Raw genomic sequence first — 17,676 nt, 5'->3', positions numbered from 1 at the left:
CGATGAAGCAAGAGCGCAACAAACTTTATGCCATTCTAATTTGCGTGGTATTAGTCCTGACCACCGTTATAGCTTATGAGCAAGTTCGATACAATGACTTCGTCGGCTATGACGACTATTCATACGTTACTGAAAACCCGAATGTTACCGGGGGAATAACCAGTGAGTCAATCCGCTGGGCATTTACCACACCTTACGCTTACAACTGGCACCCGCTGACGTGGCTTAGCCATATGCTGGACTGCCGGCTTTTCGGGCTGAATCCCACAGGGCATCACATAATTAATCTACTTTTTCACATCGCGAATACTTTGCTGCTGTTCTGGGTTTTAAAAAGGATGACGGGGGCGATTTGGCAAAGCGCCTTCGTGGCCGCGGTTTTTGCTTTGCATCCGCTGCACGTTGAATCTGTCGCGTGGGCGGCTGAACGCAAAGACGTATTGAGCAGTTTTTTCTGGATGCTCACTATGATAGCTTACGTGCGGTATGCGGAACAGCCCAGCATAAAAAGATACCTGCCGGTAGTTCTGGCATTTAGTCTGGGACTATTATCCAAGCCAATGGTGGTGACATTACCATTTGTTCTGCTTCTGCTGGACTGGTGGCCTTTAGGCCGGGGCAAGTGGGGCCGTTTGATTGCGGAAAAAATACCATTGTTTGCACTCGCGGCAGTATCAAGTTTAGTTACATACATTGTTCAACAACGGACAGGAGCTATGGCCGGGGCAGATTTATTACCTGTAACTATCCGCACAACCAACGCCCTTGTTTCTTATATCAACTACATAGGCAAGATGATTTACCCAAGCGGGCTGGCGGTTTTTTATCCCCATCCGCTTAAACTACAGATTTGGCAACCGATAGTTTCTGCCGTGATGTTAACGGTCATATCGACGATTGTGATTTATATGGGCAGGCGACGACGTTATCTCGCGGTCGGCTGGCTATGGTATCTCGGAACTTTAGTACCTGTCGTCGGCCTGGTCCAGGTCGGCTTACAAGCGATGGCCGACCGCTATACTTACCTGCCACTGATTGGAATCTTTATTATGGTGAGCTGGGGAGCAGCCGAGCTTACCGCAAAATGGCGATATCGAAATGCAGTGCTCGGAATAACAGCAAGCGTAATACTCGTTGCGATGCTGATTTGTACCCGAACGCAGATGCACTACTGGCAAAACAGTCTAACTCTATTCGGACGCGCGCTTGAGGTGACGGAAGATAATCAGGTTATGCAAACTAACTACGGGAACGCGCTGCTCGAAAAGGGGCAGTTTGAGGAATCTATCACACACCTTAAAGAAGCACTGAAGCTGAGGCCGGAAGACTTTGAAGCGCGCTATAATCTCGGCTTAGCGTTTCTCAATCTGGGAAAGATTGACGAAGCTATTGTGTGTTTTACAGAGTCACTTAAAACCAGCGATAAAGTATACAAGGTGCACAGCGATTTAGGTTTGGCTTATGCTGAAAAAGGCAATCTTGACATGGCCATCGGACACTACAAGGAGGCATTGAGACTACAGCCGGATTATGTCAAGGCCATAAATAATCTCGGCTCGGCCCTGAAAAAGCAGGGCAAAATCGATGAAGCAATAAAACAATGGGAAAGGGCGCTGCAACTGCAGCCTGATTTCGCCAACCCTCATTACAATCTGGGCGTGGCGATGGCCGAGCAGGGAAAATACGATGACGCTGTTAATCATCTTAAGGAAGCTTTGCGGATACGACCGGGGTGGGCCGAGGCACACTATGAGCTCGGCGGTGTTTATATCCGGCAAGGCAAACGCAAGCAGGCGGCTGAGCAATTCGCCGAGGCGCTAAGGTTAGACCCCAACTACGTTGAGGCACGAGTCAGTCTTGCCCGTATTCTGCTCGAAGCGGGCCAAGTTTTGCCGGCCATCGGGCACTACTACAAGATACTGCAATTAGAACCAGACAATATTGATGCGCTTAATAATCTCGGCTGGTTTTTGGCAACCACGAAAGATACGAGCATCGCGAATTCGGCTGAAGCTATAAAACTTGCTCAACATGCCTGCGAGCTTACCAAATATGAGCAAGCCGAATTGCTGGACACGTTAGCCGCTGCTTATGCTTCGGCGGGGAAATTCAACGAGGCAGCAGAAACCGCAGAGAAAGCGGTCAAGTCGGCCGAGGCCGGCGGTAAAAAAGAGCTGGCAGATGAGATTCAAAAGCGGCTGGAGCTTTATAAAGCAGGCCAGCCGTATCAGCAAAAATAAAGGGTAAAATGATTAAGCAAAAAAAGGTTTTGTTTTTTATAAGCTTAGCACTCGCTGCATCGACGCTTATTGCGTATGAGCAGGTGCGCCTAAACGGGTTTGTCAACTATGATGATGATTTATATGTTACCGAGAACCCAAATGTTAATAAGGGCATAAGTGGCAATTCAATTATCTGGGCATTTACCACCGGCTACTGCAATAACTGGCACCCATTAACGTGGCTGAGTCATATGCTGGACTGTCAGGTTTTCGGGCTGAAGCCAGCGGGGCATCACATAGTCAATCTGTTCTTTCATATAGCAAATACCTTGCTGTTATTCTGGATTTTGAAAAAGATGACAGGGGGAATTTGGCAAAGCGCATTTGTAGCAGCGGTTTTCGCTTTGCATCCGCTGCATGTTGAATCCGTCGCATGGATAGCTGAACGCAAGGACGTGTTGAGCGGGTTTTTCTGGATGCTGACTATAGCCGCTTACGTGCGATACGCAAAACGACCGGATATAAAAAAGTATTTATTGGCAGTTCTATTTCTTTGTCTGGGTCTAATGTCGAAACCAATGACAGCGACTCTGCCTTTTGTACTGCTTCTGCTTGACTGGTGGCCGCTGGACAGGTTCCAAAGCAAGGGGGGAATTTCGCCAAAATCCAAGTCAGCAAAAGCCGGCTACCAAAAGGCATCTCTCGGGAGTCTAATCAAAGAAAAGATTCCTCTGTTTGCTCTTGCAGTGATTCTGAGCGTAATTACCTTCGCTGTTCAACAAAAGGGAAAGCCGACAGAAATATCGGCAGCAGTCCCCGCGAGCATTCGCATAACGACCGCCCCTTTAAATGTCCGCATATCAAACGCCCTTGTTTCTTATGTCAGCTATATGGTTAAGACGGTTTATCCGAAGCGATTGGCGGTTTTGTATCCCCATCCGACCGACAGCCTGCCGAAGTGGGAGCCGATAGTTTGTTTTGTGTTACTGGCAGCTATAACAGCAGGAGTAATTTATCTTGCCCGACGGCAACGATATCTGGCAACGGGATGGCTGTGGTATCTCGGAACTTTAGTGCCGGTAATCGGGCTGGTCCAAGTGGGGGCACAGGCAATGGCTGACCGTTATACATATTTACCGTCGATAGGGATTTTTATTATGGCTGCGTGGGGCGCAGGTGAACTTTTGGCCAAAAGGCGATATCAGAAACTCGCGATGGGAACAGCAGCGGGGATAGTGCTTGCTATATTAATGATATGTACCCACAAACAAGTAAGCTACTGGCAGAACAGCAGCACGCTATTCGGTCATACCCTTGCGGTGACAGAAAAGAATTTCATAATGCACGACAACTATGGAGTGGAACTGCTTAACGCAGGCCAACTCGACGAAGCAGCCAAGCAGTTTGACAAGTCGCTGCAAATTAATCCGGAGTACTTAAAGGCCCTCAGCCACAAGGGAAAAGTTCTTCTCGAACAAGGGAAATTTAACGAAGCAATCACCTGGTTTACCGAGATGGTGAGGACTGTACCTGACTATCCCGATGTACAATATCTTCTGGGAGTAAGCTACGCCCGAAAGGGTGAGTATGAAAAGTCTGTCCCGCTATTCGAAGCTGCTCTGCGTCTGAAACCTAACTGGCCTGATGCATACAACGACTTGGCGCTGGCATATCTGCTAATTGGCAAATATGAGCCTGCGATTCGAAACTACAATGAGTCACTTAGGCTTAAACCTGACAATCCGGCGGCGATTAACAATCTGGGAATAGCCCTGAAGAAGCAGGCCGATATTGAAGCTGCTGGAAGAAATAAAAAATAGCCGCTGAAATCTGATTATTTGTTTCTTTTCCATAAATAGGATAATTCTATTATGCACATTTACCAGCAGCGCGGATATATCCGCGCTGCTGGTATTATGTTCAATCTTTAATACTGCGTTATTCGTAAAAGGTCAATGAAGTCCGCAGAAACAACCGCAAACAGAATGGTCGCCTATGTTAGTCCACTGACCATTCCAATTATCACTGCCGCACACTCCCGGGCAAACGGTCTGGGCCTTTGCATTATCCATAGGAGGGCCAGCCGTTTTGTCACAGTAGCATTGCAGTTCGTCGATAACCATGTGCTTAATGGGGTCTTTCATGCTGGCAAGCCAAGTTTTTGCATTCGGGCCCAAATCAAGCAGGATTGGTTCTCCTGCAGCTTCCACGGCGGCCTTTATGGAGACATACATAGGATACATAGAGGCAAGCTGCATCATAGCGGTGGCGCGAACCGGGGTGAGATACTGGGGCCCATCGGATCCCTGGGCCTTGAAGCAATTTACAATGACCGGGGCAGAGGCCATAAGATTTGCCAGCTTGACGGCAAGGTCAGTGGTTCCTCGCTGTGAGGTCTTCGGATTCACAGCAATGGCATCGCAGTAAAAGAGAGGGTGCTGCAAACCTGCTATGTTGTCGGCCCAGGGCATAACCTTCATCGCCAGGGCGGGCAATTGCCCTGAAGGGATTCGCGTCAAAGATTCGGAAAAACCTACATAGGCACGGCCGTGATTCTGGCCGTACCAAAGTCCACGCTGATAGTCATCGCCGCCGGAGAACCAGGCGTTACGCAGACTGGCTGTCGCCAAGATGGTGCGCAGGTTACGCATAGCGGTCATATTAACATCACCCGTGCCGGCCGGCAGTGGCACCGGAAAGGTATTGTTTATCACCTCCAGACTCTTCACATAACTGATGGCATTTGTCGTACCGCCGGAAAGGTCAATCATCAACCCAACTGTCGGCGGCGGTGTATCCGCGTGGTAGGTACATCTTGTAAGGGCAGCAATGACTTCGGTCATAGTAACGGAGCTGGTTAAAGACTGGTCGCTTCCTCTGTAGATCAGGTACTCTGTGCAGCCTAACTGCGGAATGGCCCAGACTTTATCCTCCTTAAGTACACCGTTCCTAGCAAAGGGCAGAAAATCGGCAAAATTGTCAACCTGAGCCTGATTCAGGCCCATAAGCCAGCCCTGATTTTTGAAATAGGTAAGGTAGGTAGCATCGAAAACAAACAGGTCGTAACTGTCCTGCGGGTTATTGTTATAGCCGCCATCCCAACCGTCGACCCAGACGATTGGCACATCGGGCTCAACCTGCTTCCAAGCATCTTCTATAACAGTTCTGAACTGTTTAATGCGCGGTACATAGGGATACAACGCCACATTCAGACTGGCAGCTATGGCTATGGATACCCACTGCGTTAAGACCGCGACAAAAACACATAGCAGAAAACGTTTCCGGAACATAATATTCTCCTGTATTAAAAAGTTTACTTTGATTTTTACTCTTCTTACGTAACCTTAGTACGGATTATGTGTTGTCATAATATCCCGAACTTTTAACAGACTACGAGGTAACAAGGACTCCTGATACCTTGGCCGCCAACGTTCAGGATATGAGCGTGTATCACTTCGACAGTTCGCGTTTTACGAATGACGGCCTTTATTGCCCTGCTAATAACAGGCACATCTGTTTGGTGTCCTCTCTGTCCGCACATTCTAAAATTTGCCCCCGGTTTTCCAGCAGAGAAATCCTCTGCAAATGCCATTTTACAGCATCACTGGCATATTCTTTCCAATACGTAAGTATTAGACGCGATTGTGCTTTTCTGTCAACCCCATGTTTACGGGGTATTTTCAACTTTTTTCCGGCGTTAACCTGAGGGACTTTATCAATTGCCGCTCTGGCGTTGCACATCAGGTTTGTACAAAAGCCTGCGAGGCTGTTTTGGCATTCTGTCCATCAGCAGAATAATCTTCCGGTATATGCCGGCGGGCAGAGTCTCCTTAAGCATCCTGCGGATTTCGCTCATAGGAGTCCGCTGCGTGGTGTGAGTGATAATAATATGCTGATTGTTGAGCTTGCTGACTAACTGGGCGAACTCGGCGATATGCATATGGCGGCCCGCCAGCGCCCTGTCGGCGTGCTCGTCGATATAGAAGGTGCACTCGGCGATAAGTATTTTGCTGTCGGCGACGTAATTGAGCTGGGAGAAATCGACGTACTGGGTGTCCCCGAGGTAAGTAACGATTGGAATCTCAAGGGGATAGTCGATTTCAACGCCCTGCTTTTTTAACTCGACGATTTGCGGGGCAGTAAGGGCGGCGTATTCTGGTTTAATTTTTTTTCGCTTTTCAATTACGCAATAGCCGACAGAACCCCTGCTGTGCTTTGTTGGAAATACCCTCGTGAAGAGATTCGGCTTTATCTGGAACTCATCGCCTGGTTTCACGCCAACAAGGTTAGCAGGTATTTTATTACCGTCCAGGCGAGACCAGGCATCTATAACTTCTCTCATCGGGCCCAGCAGATTCTCCGGGGCCAAAATCGTTCCCGGCGACTGGCCGCAAAAATTCCGGTGGGACAGATAATACGCAATGCCGGCGGCGTGGTCCATATGCCCGTGCGTGAGCAAGACATTGTTTATGGGAATAACCTGGTCAGGGGCCTTGCCGATGTCGAAGCAAACGTCCAACTGCGGCATCGCGACGACGGTCTCCTCGGCGGCGACCGAATAGCCGAGGATTTCCAGCTCATCTATTTTGATATACGCTAAGTTATGGCTCGGCATTAGTGATTGACTATTTACAATTTACGATTTACAATCGACCGTTAAGAAACAAACCAGACGTCAATAGTAAATAGTTAGTAGCAAATAGTCAATTTAATATGCCCGATAAACGAACTCACAGAGGGCCGCATCCGGCAGACGCCAAATTATTTGCCGAGGCTGTAATTTCGGATTTGCGGTCGGCCCTTGCCGATTTTTCACTTTTATTGACAAAAGATTACGCAGCAAAAAGCGCCCTTAAATTAGTCGGAGACAAGTTTTCGCTTACAGAAAGACAGAGAACAGCGATTATGCGAAGCGCCTGCTCGGACCAGCAGCTAATAAGCCGAAAGAGCCGGGAGGTTAAGTTGGCCGAGCTTGGCGGAAAGCCCATAGCCATCGACGGATACAATGTCCTGATAACCATTGAAGCAGCGATGAGCGGCGCCTTTGTTTTTAAGGGCCGTGACGGCTGCTTCCGGGATTTGGCAAGCATACACGGGACCTACCGCAAGGTTGCCGAAACGATACCGGCTGTGCGACTCATAGGTGAATTTCTGGAAGAGCACAATGCGGGCAATTGCCTGTGGCTGCTGGACAGCCCGGTCTCGAACAGCGGGCGACTGAAAACATTGATCGGCAAGCTGGCACAGAAAAACAATTGGAACTGGGAGATTGAACTTTTGCCAAGCCCTGACGCCAGACTGATAAAGACCGACTTAATCGCAGCCAGCAGTGACAGTGTCGTGCTCGATAGGTGCAAGATATGGGTCAATCTGGCGAGGGCGATTATCGAGGAGAAAGTACCCAAAGCCCGCCTGGTAGATTTGTCATAACCTTGTTAGATTTGCGCAAAGGGTGGCCGTAGGTATCCGATACCCACGGCCAATATTATATACAAGCCCCCCTCCTGTCTCCGACTTGTATCAGGTACTTTTCAGAAGCCTTTATCCGTTATCCATCATCAAACTTTTCTTTCAGGTAAGTGTTCATACGCTTAGCAGCGTCTTTGCTGTAATCAAGGCACTTGTGCATTTTAACGTTAAAAGATTTTGCGAACTCATCCGATTTTACCGCTGAATGTGCAAAGCCCCTGTTGGAAGACCGGCGGATGTGTTCATCGGAAACGGGCACAATGCAATAAATCGCGGTTGCAAAACCAGCGAAATAGACTATCAGCAAGAATATGAGCTTACCTCTCCAGCCCCACATAAAATCCCCCCCGTATAAAGGAATTATCGGCCGTTTCTCCAGCGACCGTCCTTATATCCCTCATTACTAAACTTAAGATACAAAACCACAGATGCCAAATAGAAAATGAATGAAAAAATGGGTTTTTGAGGCGGCGTTTTTCCCCTGCACTTTTTAGTGAATAAAATCAAACTTTATTTATACTAAAACAAGAAGTATAAGCGTGTTATTGGTAAACAGCAGCTGTTATCAAGTAGTTCAACCGGTGCCGGATGATAGAAGATGAAATTTTGAAATGGCGGTTCAGACAAGGCAGTAAAGAGGCGTTTTGCCGCATCTATGAGAAATACCTGGATTATCTGCTGACGCTGGCGATAGGCCTGTCGAGTGATTTCAATACTGCCGAAGACATTGTGCACGATGTCTTTGTTCGGCTCGCATCCTCGCGGGGAAATTTCAGGCAACGAGGAAACCTTAAAAGCTATTTGACAACCTGTGTTGTGAATCAGGCGCGCGACCAGATTCGCAGAGACGTGCGCCAACGGGACAGGCTGAATCAGGCCGCCATTGCTATCTCTGAACGAGACCATCCCGAAAAGGCGATAATAAGCGATGAGTTATCGCAACGGCTGAACAAGGCGGTATCCGAACTGCCATACGAGCAGCGCGAAACGGTGGTCCTGCATTTGAAAGGCGGGATGAGATTCAGAGAGATAGCAAAATTGCAGGGCGAGTCAATCAATACCGTTCAGGGCCGATATCGATACGGATTAGATAAACTGCGGTCAATGTTAAATGATGAGGTGTAAAAATGAGGCCGTCAGAGAACATAGAAAATACGATTAAGAAGATGAATTTTACAGCCGGCGCCGAACTGCGGGAGCAAATTTTAGCCGACGCATTGAAGGCACACGAGCAAACAGAAACACAACCGGCTATTGAGAAGCCGAATATATGGAGAACCATTATGAAGAACAGAACAACAAAATTAGCCGCTGCTGCGGTGATAGTTATAGCTGTAATAGCAGGCGTTAGTCAATTTTTCGGCGGGACGGTGACATTTGCGGATGTTATTAAGCCGATACTTAACGCCCGCACGGTGGTTTTCGATTTCGTTATGGGCAAAGAGGAAACTGGGATTGTCGTTCACGATATAGTTGTCGGCAACAGAATCAGAAGAACATTATCGAACATCGATACTATCATGGTAATGGACCTCGATAACGCCAAGATGCTCACATTAGACCCAAAGCACAAAGGCGCTATGTATATGGACATTGGCGGTATGATTCAGGAAGGGACAAAAAACATCATCGGGCTTGTCCGTAATATCGTTAATGACATAGAAAAACATCCCGATTGGCCGATAGAGGAACTCGGACAGCGGGAGATTGACGGTCAAAAGGCCATCGGATTTATGGTCCGCAGCAAAAATGAAGAGCTTACGATATGGGCTGACCCGGTTACGGCCAAGCCTGTCCGCATCGAAGTGCTTTTTGGCCAGTTGTCTGCCATAATCAAGAACATCGAGTTTGATGTGCCGGTCGATGAATCGCTTGTCAGTATGGAGCCGCCTGCCGGTTACACGCTGGGCAATATGGAATATAAAATGAACCAATTCACCGAGGAGGACTTCGTTGAAAGCTTGCGTACATGGGCCGAGATTCTTCGCGATGGTAGTTTCCCCGAAACCCTCACCGCAGAAGGCTACCTTAAAGTTACCTCTCTTTTCACAGAAAAACTCGATCAATTAAATCTATCCCCGGAAGAAGGGACGCACATCGGTATGACCTTTGGGAGAGGATTGATGTTCTTCCAAGTCATCGCAGGAAGCAACTGCGACCTGCACTATGCCGGTGGCGGCGTGAAACTCGGCGACGCTGAAAAGGCGATATTCTGGTATCAGCCTAAGGGAGCGGAGACTTATCGCGTTATTTACGGTGATTTGCACGTCGAAGACGTTAAAGCAGACCAACTGCCGAAGTAATCATCGCAACTAAGATACGCCGCCGGGTATTTACCCGGCGGCGTTTTTTTTATAAATGGCTGACTGCCTTGCGAAGCTCGTCGCAGACGAGGGCGATGTCGTCTTTTGTCAGGTTGTTGTAGAAAGGCAGGGCGATTGTCCTTTCGGCAACGGATTCGGTAACAGGAAAGTCGCCTTTTTTGCAGCCGAACTGTTCGGCCATAAACGGCTGGAGGTGGACGGGCGTAAAATAGACAGCGACCTGAATGCCTCCGGCTTTCATCGCTTCGATAACTTTATCGCGATGTTTCTGGGAGAAGCTGCCGGCCAACCGAACAACAAATACGAACCAGCTTATATCGCAGCCGGGCGGTTCTGTGGGGACAACCAAGCGGTCGTCGCCGGCGAGCATTTCCTGATACCATTTCGCTACGGCAGCGCGTTTGGCTTTTATTTCGTCGATTCGAGAAAGCTGGACGATGCCGAGGGCACAGTTGATGTCACTGATGCGGTAATTATAACCCAATCGTTCGTGGCTGAGCCAGGCGCCCGTTGTTCCTCTACCCTGATTGCGAAGGGAGACGCACATATCAGCCAAATCGTCGTCGTCGGTCAGAATAATACCGCCTTCGCCGGTGGTGATTTGCTTATTCGGATAAAATGCGAAGGCCGACATTTTTCCGAAGGTGCCGGCTTTTTTGCCGTTCAGTTCGGAACCAAGGGCTTCGCAGCTATCTTCGATGATAGTTAGGTTATTCTTTTTGGCGATTTGGCAGATTTTGTCGAAGTCGGCTGGGCTGCCGAATGCCTCGACCGGCATAATAGCTTTGGTCTTTTTGGTGATTGCTGGTTGGATTTTCGTAGGGTCGATATTAAGCGTCTTCGGGTCGATATCGACAAAGACAGGTTTTGCGCCGGTCATCATAATAGTATTCGCGGAGGCGATGAAGGTGAAGGGCGGGACAATGACCTCGTCGCCGGGGCCGATTCCCAGAGCGGAGGCACATAGAAACAGGCCGCTTGTGCCGCTATTGACGGCAACGGCGCGTTTTCTGCCGATGTATTTGGCGAAGGCAACTTCAAATTCCGGGACCTTGGGGCCGAGCGAAAGATTAGGGGTGCGAAGCACCTCACAAACCGCTTCGATTTCTTTTTCGGTGATATCCGGCCGGGATAAATGTACACGCATAAGAAAAACCTTACAAAAGAGCATAAGTGCATAAGAGCACAAGTGCATTTTTTCGTATTGTAATGCCTGCGGGAGGTAAATCAAAGGATTTTCTTGCAGCGGTGGCGAGTTGACCTTAAAATGCGGCTTTTTGGATTCCCGCGTAAGCGGTAATGACAGGGAAAAGCGATAATAACAAATTCAGGGTAAAGATATGTTGGCCAGATTATACAGCGTAGCACTGGTTGGGATTGACGGCGTTATTTGCGAGGTTGAGGTCGACGTCGCACGGGGCGGATTCGAGAAGTCACTAATCGTGGGGCTGCCGGATGCCGCAGTAAAAGAAAGCACCGAACGGGTAAAGAGCGCGATTATCAATTGCGGCTACAAATATCCCAAAACCCAATCGTTAATAAATCTGGCACCGGCTGATGTCAAAAAGGTGGGACCTGCATTCGATTTACCCATCGCATTAGGTATGCTTACGGGCGCGGGCGCTTTGGTCAGCACTGTATTAAAGGATTTTGTTATCGTCGGTGAATTAGCCCTGGACGGGCGCGTTCGAGAAGTCAACGGTGTATTGAGTATGGCGATGACCGCTGCTGCAAACGGTTTTAAACGAATGATTGTTCCGATGGAGAATGCTGAAGAGGCGGCGGTTGTCAGCGACGTAGAAGTTTACGGCGTCGGCTCGCTGACGCAGGCGGCGAGTTTTCTTTCGGGGCAGCTTGCACTTGAGACAACTACGGTCGATATAGACAAGCTTTTTGACGCAGCATCGAATTATGAAGTTGATTTTGCGGATGTTAAGGGACAGGAAAGCGTCAAGCGAGCGCTGACAATAGCGGCGGCAGGCGGGCATAATATAATGATGATAGGTCCGCCGGGGGCAGGCAAGACAATGCTGTCGCAAAGATTAGCAACAATCCTGCCCGGACTGAGCCTGGAGGAATCACTCGAAACGACCCGTATATATTCGTCCGTGGGCCTTTTGGGTAAAGGCAATGCGCTGCTGGCGACCCGGCCTATCCGGGCACCTCATCATACGGCCAGCGGGCCGGCATTAGTGGGCGGCGGGACAAACCCACGGCCAGGCGAATTGTCATTGGCACATTTCGGGATATTGTTTCTCGATGAGTTTGCGGAATTTCCCAGACACATTCTCGAAATGATTCGCCAGCCGCTGGAGGACGGATTCGTTGCGGTCTCACGCGCCAAAGGCACGATACGCTTTCCCGCCAAGTTTATGTTAGTCGCGGCGATGAATCCATGTCCCTGCGGTTATTTCGGCACAGATGCGCGAAGATGCAAATGCACACCCAGGCAAATCGAACGGTACCTGTCAAAAATATCCGGGCCTTTGGTGGACAGAATCGATATTCACATCGATGTGCCCGCGATAAGTTTCAGCAAGCTGCGCAGTAAATCAGGCCAGCTTGATTCGGCCACGATGAGAGAGGACGTTATCCAAGCAAGAGCTATCCAGGGGAAGCGGTTCGGCAGTGACAAGCCTATGACAAACGCAAGGATGAGCCATAAACAGGTCCGCACATTCTGCGAGCTTGACCAGGCCTGCGAGATGCTGCTCAAGCAGGCGATGACCGAGTTAGGCCTGTCCGCCCGCGCGCACGATAAGATTTGCAAGGTTGCCCGAACGATAGCGGACCTGTCACAAGCTGAAAACATTCAGGGTGAGCACATTGCAGAGGCCATAAGCTACCGGAAGTTAGACAGGAAATTATAAACGCACTTCATTTAGTCTTCCGGAGGGACACTTAATTCTGTCGCAGCCTGAATTCCTTTGGTAACCACGGGAATAATACCTTTTCTCGCATAAACCGGATGTATCATTTTTCTTAATGCCGGTATTTTTATCGCAAATAGGACAGAACCCAGCATGCAAAAAGCACCGTTTACCAACAACGTATTCGCGGCCCCTATCCTGTGCGCCAAACCGCCGGCCAACAGGCTGCCAAACGGCATTACTCCTATAAAAGCCATTATATAAAAGCTCATAACCCGACCACGGACGTCATCATCCACCATTGTCTGCAAAACAGTGTTGCACGACGCCATTTGCACCATCATTCCAAGACCTGCCAACAGCATAAAAAACATAGAAGTCCATATCGAGGCGGAGAGGGAAAAGCAAATAAGCCCGATTCCAAAAAGCCCTGATGATATTGCTATTATTTTTTCCAGGCCTAAAACGGTTTTTCTTCCCGCAAGATACACGACGCCTGTTAAAGCACCGATGCCCGAAGCACCCAAAAGAAACCCCATGGTGCGAGGCCCTCCATGAAGAATATCTTTGGCGAAAACGGGCATAAGAACTATGTAAGACATTCCAGTCAAGCTGACTAACACCAGAAGCGCTATAATGTATTTGATAGGCGCAAAACCAAAGGCATAAACAAATCCGCCCTTCAATTGCTGCCAGGCGGTGGTAGAGCTTGATTGGGTTTTAACTTTGTTCACTTTCATTAAAAACAGAGAGGCAATCACCGCCAAGTAACTGACGGCGTTAAGAAGAAAGCACATACCTTCGCCGACTGCGGCGATGAGGATTCCGGCTATCGAGGGACCCAACATCTTGGCAGTATTTACCATAGACGAGTTCAAGGCAATGGCATTGCCTAAATCCTCCCTTTTTTCAATCATTTCAACAACGAAGGCCTGACGTACCGGCATATCAAAGGCATTTATCGTACCGAGAAAAATATTCAGGAAAACCAGGTGCCAAATAGCGACACTATCGGTTAAAACAAGCAGCGACAAGATGGCGGCCTGTATCAGCGACAGAATTTGAGTGATAATAAGCAGTTTATGCCTGTTATACCTGTCAGCTGCCACGCCGCCAAACGGAGTTAAAAGAAAACCCGGGATTTGACCTGCAAATGCGACAACACCCAAGACCAATACAGAATTGCTCAGACGATACACCAGCCAGCCTATGGCAACTCTCTGCATCCATGTGCCAATCAATGAGATGCTCTGGCCGCCAAAAAACAGCCGGTAATTTTTGTGTTTTAACGAACGAAAAATATCATTCGCCCCCCTGCCTGCCAGCAGAGACGAAAGCAAACCCATTTTTTTGACTTTCTTTTTAATCAAATGACTCCGAATTATAAAGCTTACAATAGTACTGAGTTAGCTATAATAATCAATGATTTGCCGGAAAGGGCAACTTGACATACGAGCATTGACAAAGTATTTTAATTGCATATTAAACTGATTATTAAGGTGAAATATGAAAGAGCTATTTGATTTGACAGGAAAAATCGGGGCGATTACAGGTGCGGGCGGGGTGCTTTGCGGAACGATGGCAAAAGCGCTGGCCAAAGCCGGGGCAAAAATCGCCGTGCTGGATTTGGGAAAAGAAGCAGCTGAGAAAGTAGTCAATGAAATCAAGGCCGGCGGAGGTGAAGCAATTGCCATCAAATGCAATGTGCTCAAGAAAGACGACCTGGAAGCCGCCAAAAAAGAAGTGAATGACAAATTCGGCAAAATAGATTTTTTGATCAACGGCGCAGGCGGGAATAAGAAGGAAGCGACGACTTCGCCTGAGATGCCGTTTTTTGATTTGCCGGCGGAGGCTATCCGGTTTGTTTTCGAGCTGAATTTCATCGGCACTTTGCTGCCGTCGCAAGTCTTCGGCAAAGAAATGGCGGAGAACAACAACGGCATCATATTGAATATCTCCAGTATGAATGCTTTTCGGCCATTGACTAAAATAGCCGCGTATTCAGCAGCAAAGGCGGCCGTGAGTAATTTTACACAATGGCTTGCGGTGCATATGTGCCAGAACTTTTCGAAGGACATCCGTGTCAACGCGATTGCGCCTGGGTTTTTCCTGACAGAGCAAAACCGATTCCTATTGACTGAGGAAAAAAGCGGCCAACTGACCGCCCGCGGCAAAACAATAATCGAACATACGCCGATGGGTAAGTTCGGCCAGCCGGATGAATTGGTTGGAACGGCATTGTGGCTGTTAAGTGACGCGGCGAAATTCGTTACCGGCATAGTTGTCCCCGTCGATGGCGGGTTCTCTGCCTTCAGTGGTGTATAGCCACAAAGACACCAAGGTTTTTTAAGTCAAAAGATAAAAACAAAAAGATGCTGTATTTCAAACGAGGACATAAAGGAGACAGTTTATCGGCGCAAGACCTGCGGGAGGGGCTGTTTGCCGCCTTTGAGAAGCTCGGGGCGAGAAAGAAGGTCTTAGCGGTCCCGCCTGATATTACCCGATTTCATTCGCGGGCCGGGGAGATTACAAACCTGGCGTGGAAATACTACAAAGATAAGCTTACGGACATTCTGCCTGCAACGGGCACACATTACCCGATGACGGATGATGAAATCAACGTGATGTTTTCAGATACGCCACACGGTCTTTTTAGAAATCACAATTTCCGGGGCGATTTAACGGTACTCGGCAGAGTTCCGGCTGATTATGTTAAAGAGGTAAGCGGCGGATTGGTAGATTACGACTGGCCCGCCGCGACAAATAAGCTGATTGCGCAAGGCGGATTCGACCTGATACTATCCATAGGGCAGGTAGTCCCGCACGAAGTCATCGGGATGGCCAGTTATAACAAAAATATTTTTGTCGGGGCAGGCGGAGCAGAGGGAATAAACAAGAGCCATTTTTTAGGCGCGGTATATGGGATGGAAAATATAATGGGCAGAGCTGATTCGCCTGTGAGAAGAGTTATAAATTATGCCTGCGACCATTTCGCAAAGGACTTACCTGTTGTTTATGTTCACACAGTCGTCGGCACATCGGATAACGGACAGCTCGCGATACGCGGGCTATTTGTAGGAGATGATATCGAGTGCTTCAATTTGGCGGCGAAGCTGTCTCTCGAAGTTAATTTCCAGATGCTGGATAAGCCGCTTAAAAAAGTTGTGGTCTATCTAAGCCCAAAAGAGTATAAAAGCACGTGGCTCGGAAACAAAAGTATATACCGGACACGAATGGCGATAGCCGACGGCGGCGAACTGATTGTTCTGGCGCCGGGGCTGGCCGAGTTCGGAGAAGACCCGCAAATTGACAGGCTTATAAGAAAATACGGCTACGTGGGAACGCCGAGGGTGCTTGAACTTACAAAGGAGAATGATGACCTGAAAGAAAATCTTAGCGCCGCGGCACACTTAATTCACGGCTCGTCGGAAGGACGGTTTTCGGTCACGTATTGTCCGGGCAAAGTTTCAAAACAGGAAATCGAATCTGTTAATTTCAAATACGCAGATATGAAAAAGATGATGGAAAAATACAACCTGCAAAAATTAAAAGACGGGTTTAATCCCGTCGGCGGCGAAGAGATATTTTTTATTTCCAATCCCGGCCTTGGATTATGGTCGTGGAGAGAAAAATTTAAACAGTCATAATTTATACGCAGAAAGGAAGATGTAATGAAGTACGGACTTAATATTCCGCAGAAGGGCGAGCTGGATATCGTATCGCTGGGCGCGATGGTAAACCGGCTCGACCCAGGGATTGTGCCATTTCGAAAAGCGACGAGATTTGATATTCACGTCAGCGGCGGAGAATTTAATGTCGCGGCGAACCTGTCGGACTGCTTCGGGATGCGCACCGGTATAGCAACAGCGATGGTAGATTATCCACTCGGCGATTTGATTGCACAGCGGGTGCGAATGATGGGCGTTAAGCCTTTTTATAAACATTTCAAACATGACGGCGTTCAGGGGCCTAATATGGCGACTGTTTACAGCGACCGCGGCGGCGGAGTGCGGGCGCCGGTGGTATTTTATAACCGCTGCAACGAAGCGGCAGCACAACTTAAAAGCGGCGATTTCGACTGGAAGGCCGTTTTTGCCGGCGGCGTGCGATGGTTCCACAGCGGCGGAATCTTTGCTGCGCTTTCGCCGACGACGAGCGACGTGATAATCGAAGGAATGCAGGCCGCGAAGAAAGCAGGCGCTATTGTATCGTTCGACCTTAATTACAGGGCGAAACTGTGGAACATATCCGGCGGTCACGAGCGGGCAGTCGCGGTTCTCGACCGCATCGTGAAAAACGTCGATGTGCTCGTCGGCAACGAAGAAGATTTGCAAATGGGGCTGGGTATGCCTGGGCCGGAAGTAGCGGCTAAATCCAAACTGGACCCAAGCGCATTTATCAGTATGATAGACAAAGTCATCAAGAAACATCCGCAGATTAAAGTTCTGGCGACTACGCTGCGTCAGGTCCATTCGAGCAACCGGCACAGCTGGAGCGCGGTCGCGTGGATAGACGGGAAAACACATCAGGCGCCGACGGCAGAGCTTGACGTATATGACCGGGTCGGCGGCGGGGACGGTTTCGCTTCCGGTTTCTTCTATGGCCTTCTGGCAGGTCTCGAACCGGAAGAAGCGGTGAAAATGGGCTGGGCGCACGGAGCGCTTTTAACAACCACACCCGGCGATACTACGATGGTTACGTTAGACCAGGTAAAGGCATTTGCCGGCGGCGGTTCGGCGCGAATACAGAGATAATCAGAAAATCAAAGGCAATTTAAGAATCGAGGAAAAA

The 17,676-nt window shown here is 48.8% G+C and carries 14 protein-coding genes; 9 read left to right on the top strand and 5 right to left on the bottom strand.

Going from position 1 to position 17,676, the window contains the following annotated elements; genetic code table 11:
- Positions 1–2 precede the first annotated feature (2 nt).
- Positions 3–2,240 carry a tetratricopeptide repeat protein gene (locus PHG53_01555; protein MDD5380312.1) on the top strand — a complete coding sequence of 746 codons (2,238 nt, stop codon included), beginning with the start codon at positions 3–5 and terminating at the stop codon, positions 2,238–2,240.
- Between the two features lie 8 nt (positions 2,241–2,248).
- Entirely contained in the window at positions 2,249–4,042 is a 1,794-nt protein-coding gene (locus PHG53_01550) for a tetratricopeptide repeat protein (protein MDD5380311.1), read from the top strand.
- Between the two features lie 132 nt (positions 4,043–4,174).
- On the opposite strand, the gene bcmE is transcribed toward PHG53_01550, so the two are convergent.
- Positions 4,175–5,512 carry a thiamine pyridinylase gene (gene bcmE / locus PHG53_01545; protein ID MDD5380310.1) on the bottom strand — a complete coding sequence of 446 codons (1,338 nt, stop codon included), beginning with the start codon at positions 5,510–5,512 and terminating at the stop codon, positions 4,175–4,177.
- A gap of 425 nt (positions 5,513–5,937) precedes the next feature.
- Complete coding sequence (locus PHG53_01540; protein MDD5380309.1) at positions 5,938–6,837, bottom strand: MBL fold metallo-hydrolase; 900 nt, start codon at positions 6,835–6,837, stop codon at positions 5,938–5,940.
- 98 nt (positions 6,838–6,935) lie between these two features.
- Between PHG53_01540 and PHG53_01535 the strand changes: the two genes are divergently transcribed.
- Entirely contained in the window at positions 6,936–7,652 is a 717-nt protein-coding gene (locus tag PHG53_01535) for a DUF434 domain-containing protein (GenBank protein ID MDD5380308.1), read from the top strand.
- A 118-nt stretch (positions 7,653–7,770) separates the two neighbouring features.
- Here PHG53_01535 and PHG53_01530 read toward each other — a convergent pair whose 3' ends face one another.
- The gene (locus tag PHG53_01530) at positions 7,771–8,028 is read right to left on the bottom strand and encodes a hypothetical protein (GenBank protein ID MDD5380307.1); all 258 of its coding nucleotides are present in this window, start codon (positions 8,026–8,028) and stop codon (positions 7,771–7,773) included.
- 251 nt (positions 8,029–8,279) lie between these two features.
- Between PHG53_01530 and PHG53_01525 the strand changes: the two genes are divergently transcribed.
- Together PHG53_01525 and PHG53_01520 are read left to right on the top strand one after the other, a co-directional pair.
- Entirely contained in the window at positions 8,280–8,816 is a 537-nt protein-coding gene (locus tag PHG53_01525; GenBank protein ID MDD5380306.1) for a sigma-70 family RNA polymerase sigma factor, read from the top strand.
- Positions 8,817–8,818: 2 nt separating this feature from the next.
- The gene (locus PHG53_01520) at positions 8,819–9,994 is read left to right on the top strand and encodes a hypothetical protein (protein MDD5380305.1); all 1,176 of its coding nucleotides are present in this window, start codon (positions 8,819–8,821) and stop codon (positions 9,992–9,994) included.
- Between the two features lie 49 nt (positions 9,995–10,043).
- Here PHG53_01520 and PHG53_01515 read toward each other — a convergent pair whose 3' ends face one another.
- Positions 10,044–11,162 carry a DegT/DnrJ/EryC1/StrS family aminotransferase gene (locus PHG53_01515; GenBank protein ID MDD5380304.1) on the bottom strand — a complete coding sequence of 373 codons (1,119 nt, stop codon included), beginning with the start codon at positions 11,160–11,162 and terminating at the stop codon, positions 10,044–10,046.
- A gap of 193 nt (positions 11,163–11,355) precedes the next feature.
- Here PHG53_01515 and PHG53_01510 point away from each other — a divergent pair, with 193 nt between their 5' ends.
- On the top strand, positions 11,356–12,885 hold the full coding sequence (locus PHG53_01510; protein ID MDD5380303.1) for a YifB family Mg chelatase-like AAA ATPase: 1,530 nt from the start codon (positions 11,356–11,358) through the stop codon (positions 12,883–12,885).
- Between the two features lie 11 nt (positions 12,886–12,896).
- Here the strand turns inward: PHG53_01510 and PHG53_01505 are convergent, their stop codons facing one another.
- Entirely contained in the window at positions 12,897–14,231 is a 1,335-nt protein-coding gene (locus PHG53_01505) for an MFS transporter (protein MDD5380302.1), read from the bottom strand.
- A gap of 160 nt (positions 14,232–14,391) precedes the next feature.
- On the opposite strand from PHG53_01505, the gene PHG53_01500 reads away from it, so the two are divergent.
- From PHG53_01500 to PHG53_01490, 3 genes are read left to right on the top strand one after another with little or no spacing between them, the layout of a single operon-like run.
- Positions 14,392–15,210 (top strand): SDR family oxidoreductase, encoded by an 819-nt coding sequence (locus tag PHG53_01500; protein ID MDD5380301.1) that lies wholly within the window; start codon positions 14,392–14,394, stop codon positions 15,208–15,210.
- 47 nt (positions 15,211–15,257) lie between these two features.
- Positions 15,258–16,532, top strand: a complete 1,275-nt coding sequence (locus PHG53_01495) for a lactate racemase domain-containing protein (GenBank protein ID MDD5380300.1) — start codon at positions 15,258–15,260, stop codon at positions 16,530–16,532.
- A gap of 24 nt (positions 16,533–16,556) precedes the next feature.
- Positions 16,557–17,639 (top strand): sugar kinase, encoded by a 1,083-nt coding sequence (locus tag PHG53_01490; protein ID MDD5380299.1) that lies wholly within the window; start codon positions 16,557–16,559, stop codon positions 17,637–17,639.
- The last annotated feature ends 37 nt before the right edge of the window (positions 17,640–17,676 follow it).

This window comes from Phycisphaerae bacterium, from assembly GCA_028714855.1.
Lineage (GTDB): Bacteria > Planctomycetota > Phycisphaerae > Sedimentisphaerales > Anaerobacaceae > CAIYOL01.
Note: the sequence above shows the minus strand (reverse complement) of the source record. Positions and strands in the feature narration are given on the sequence as shown.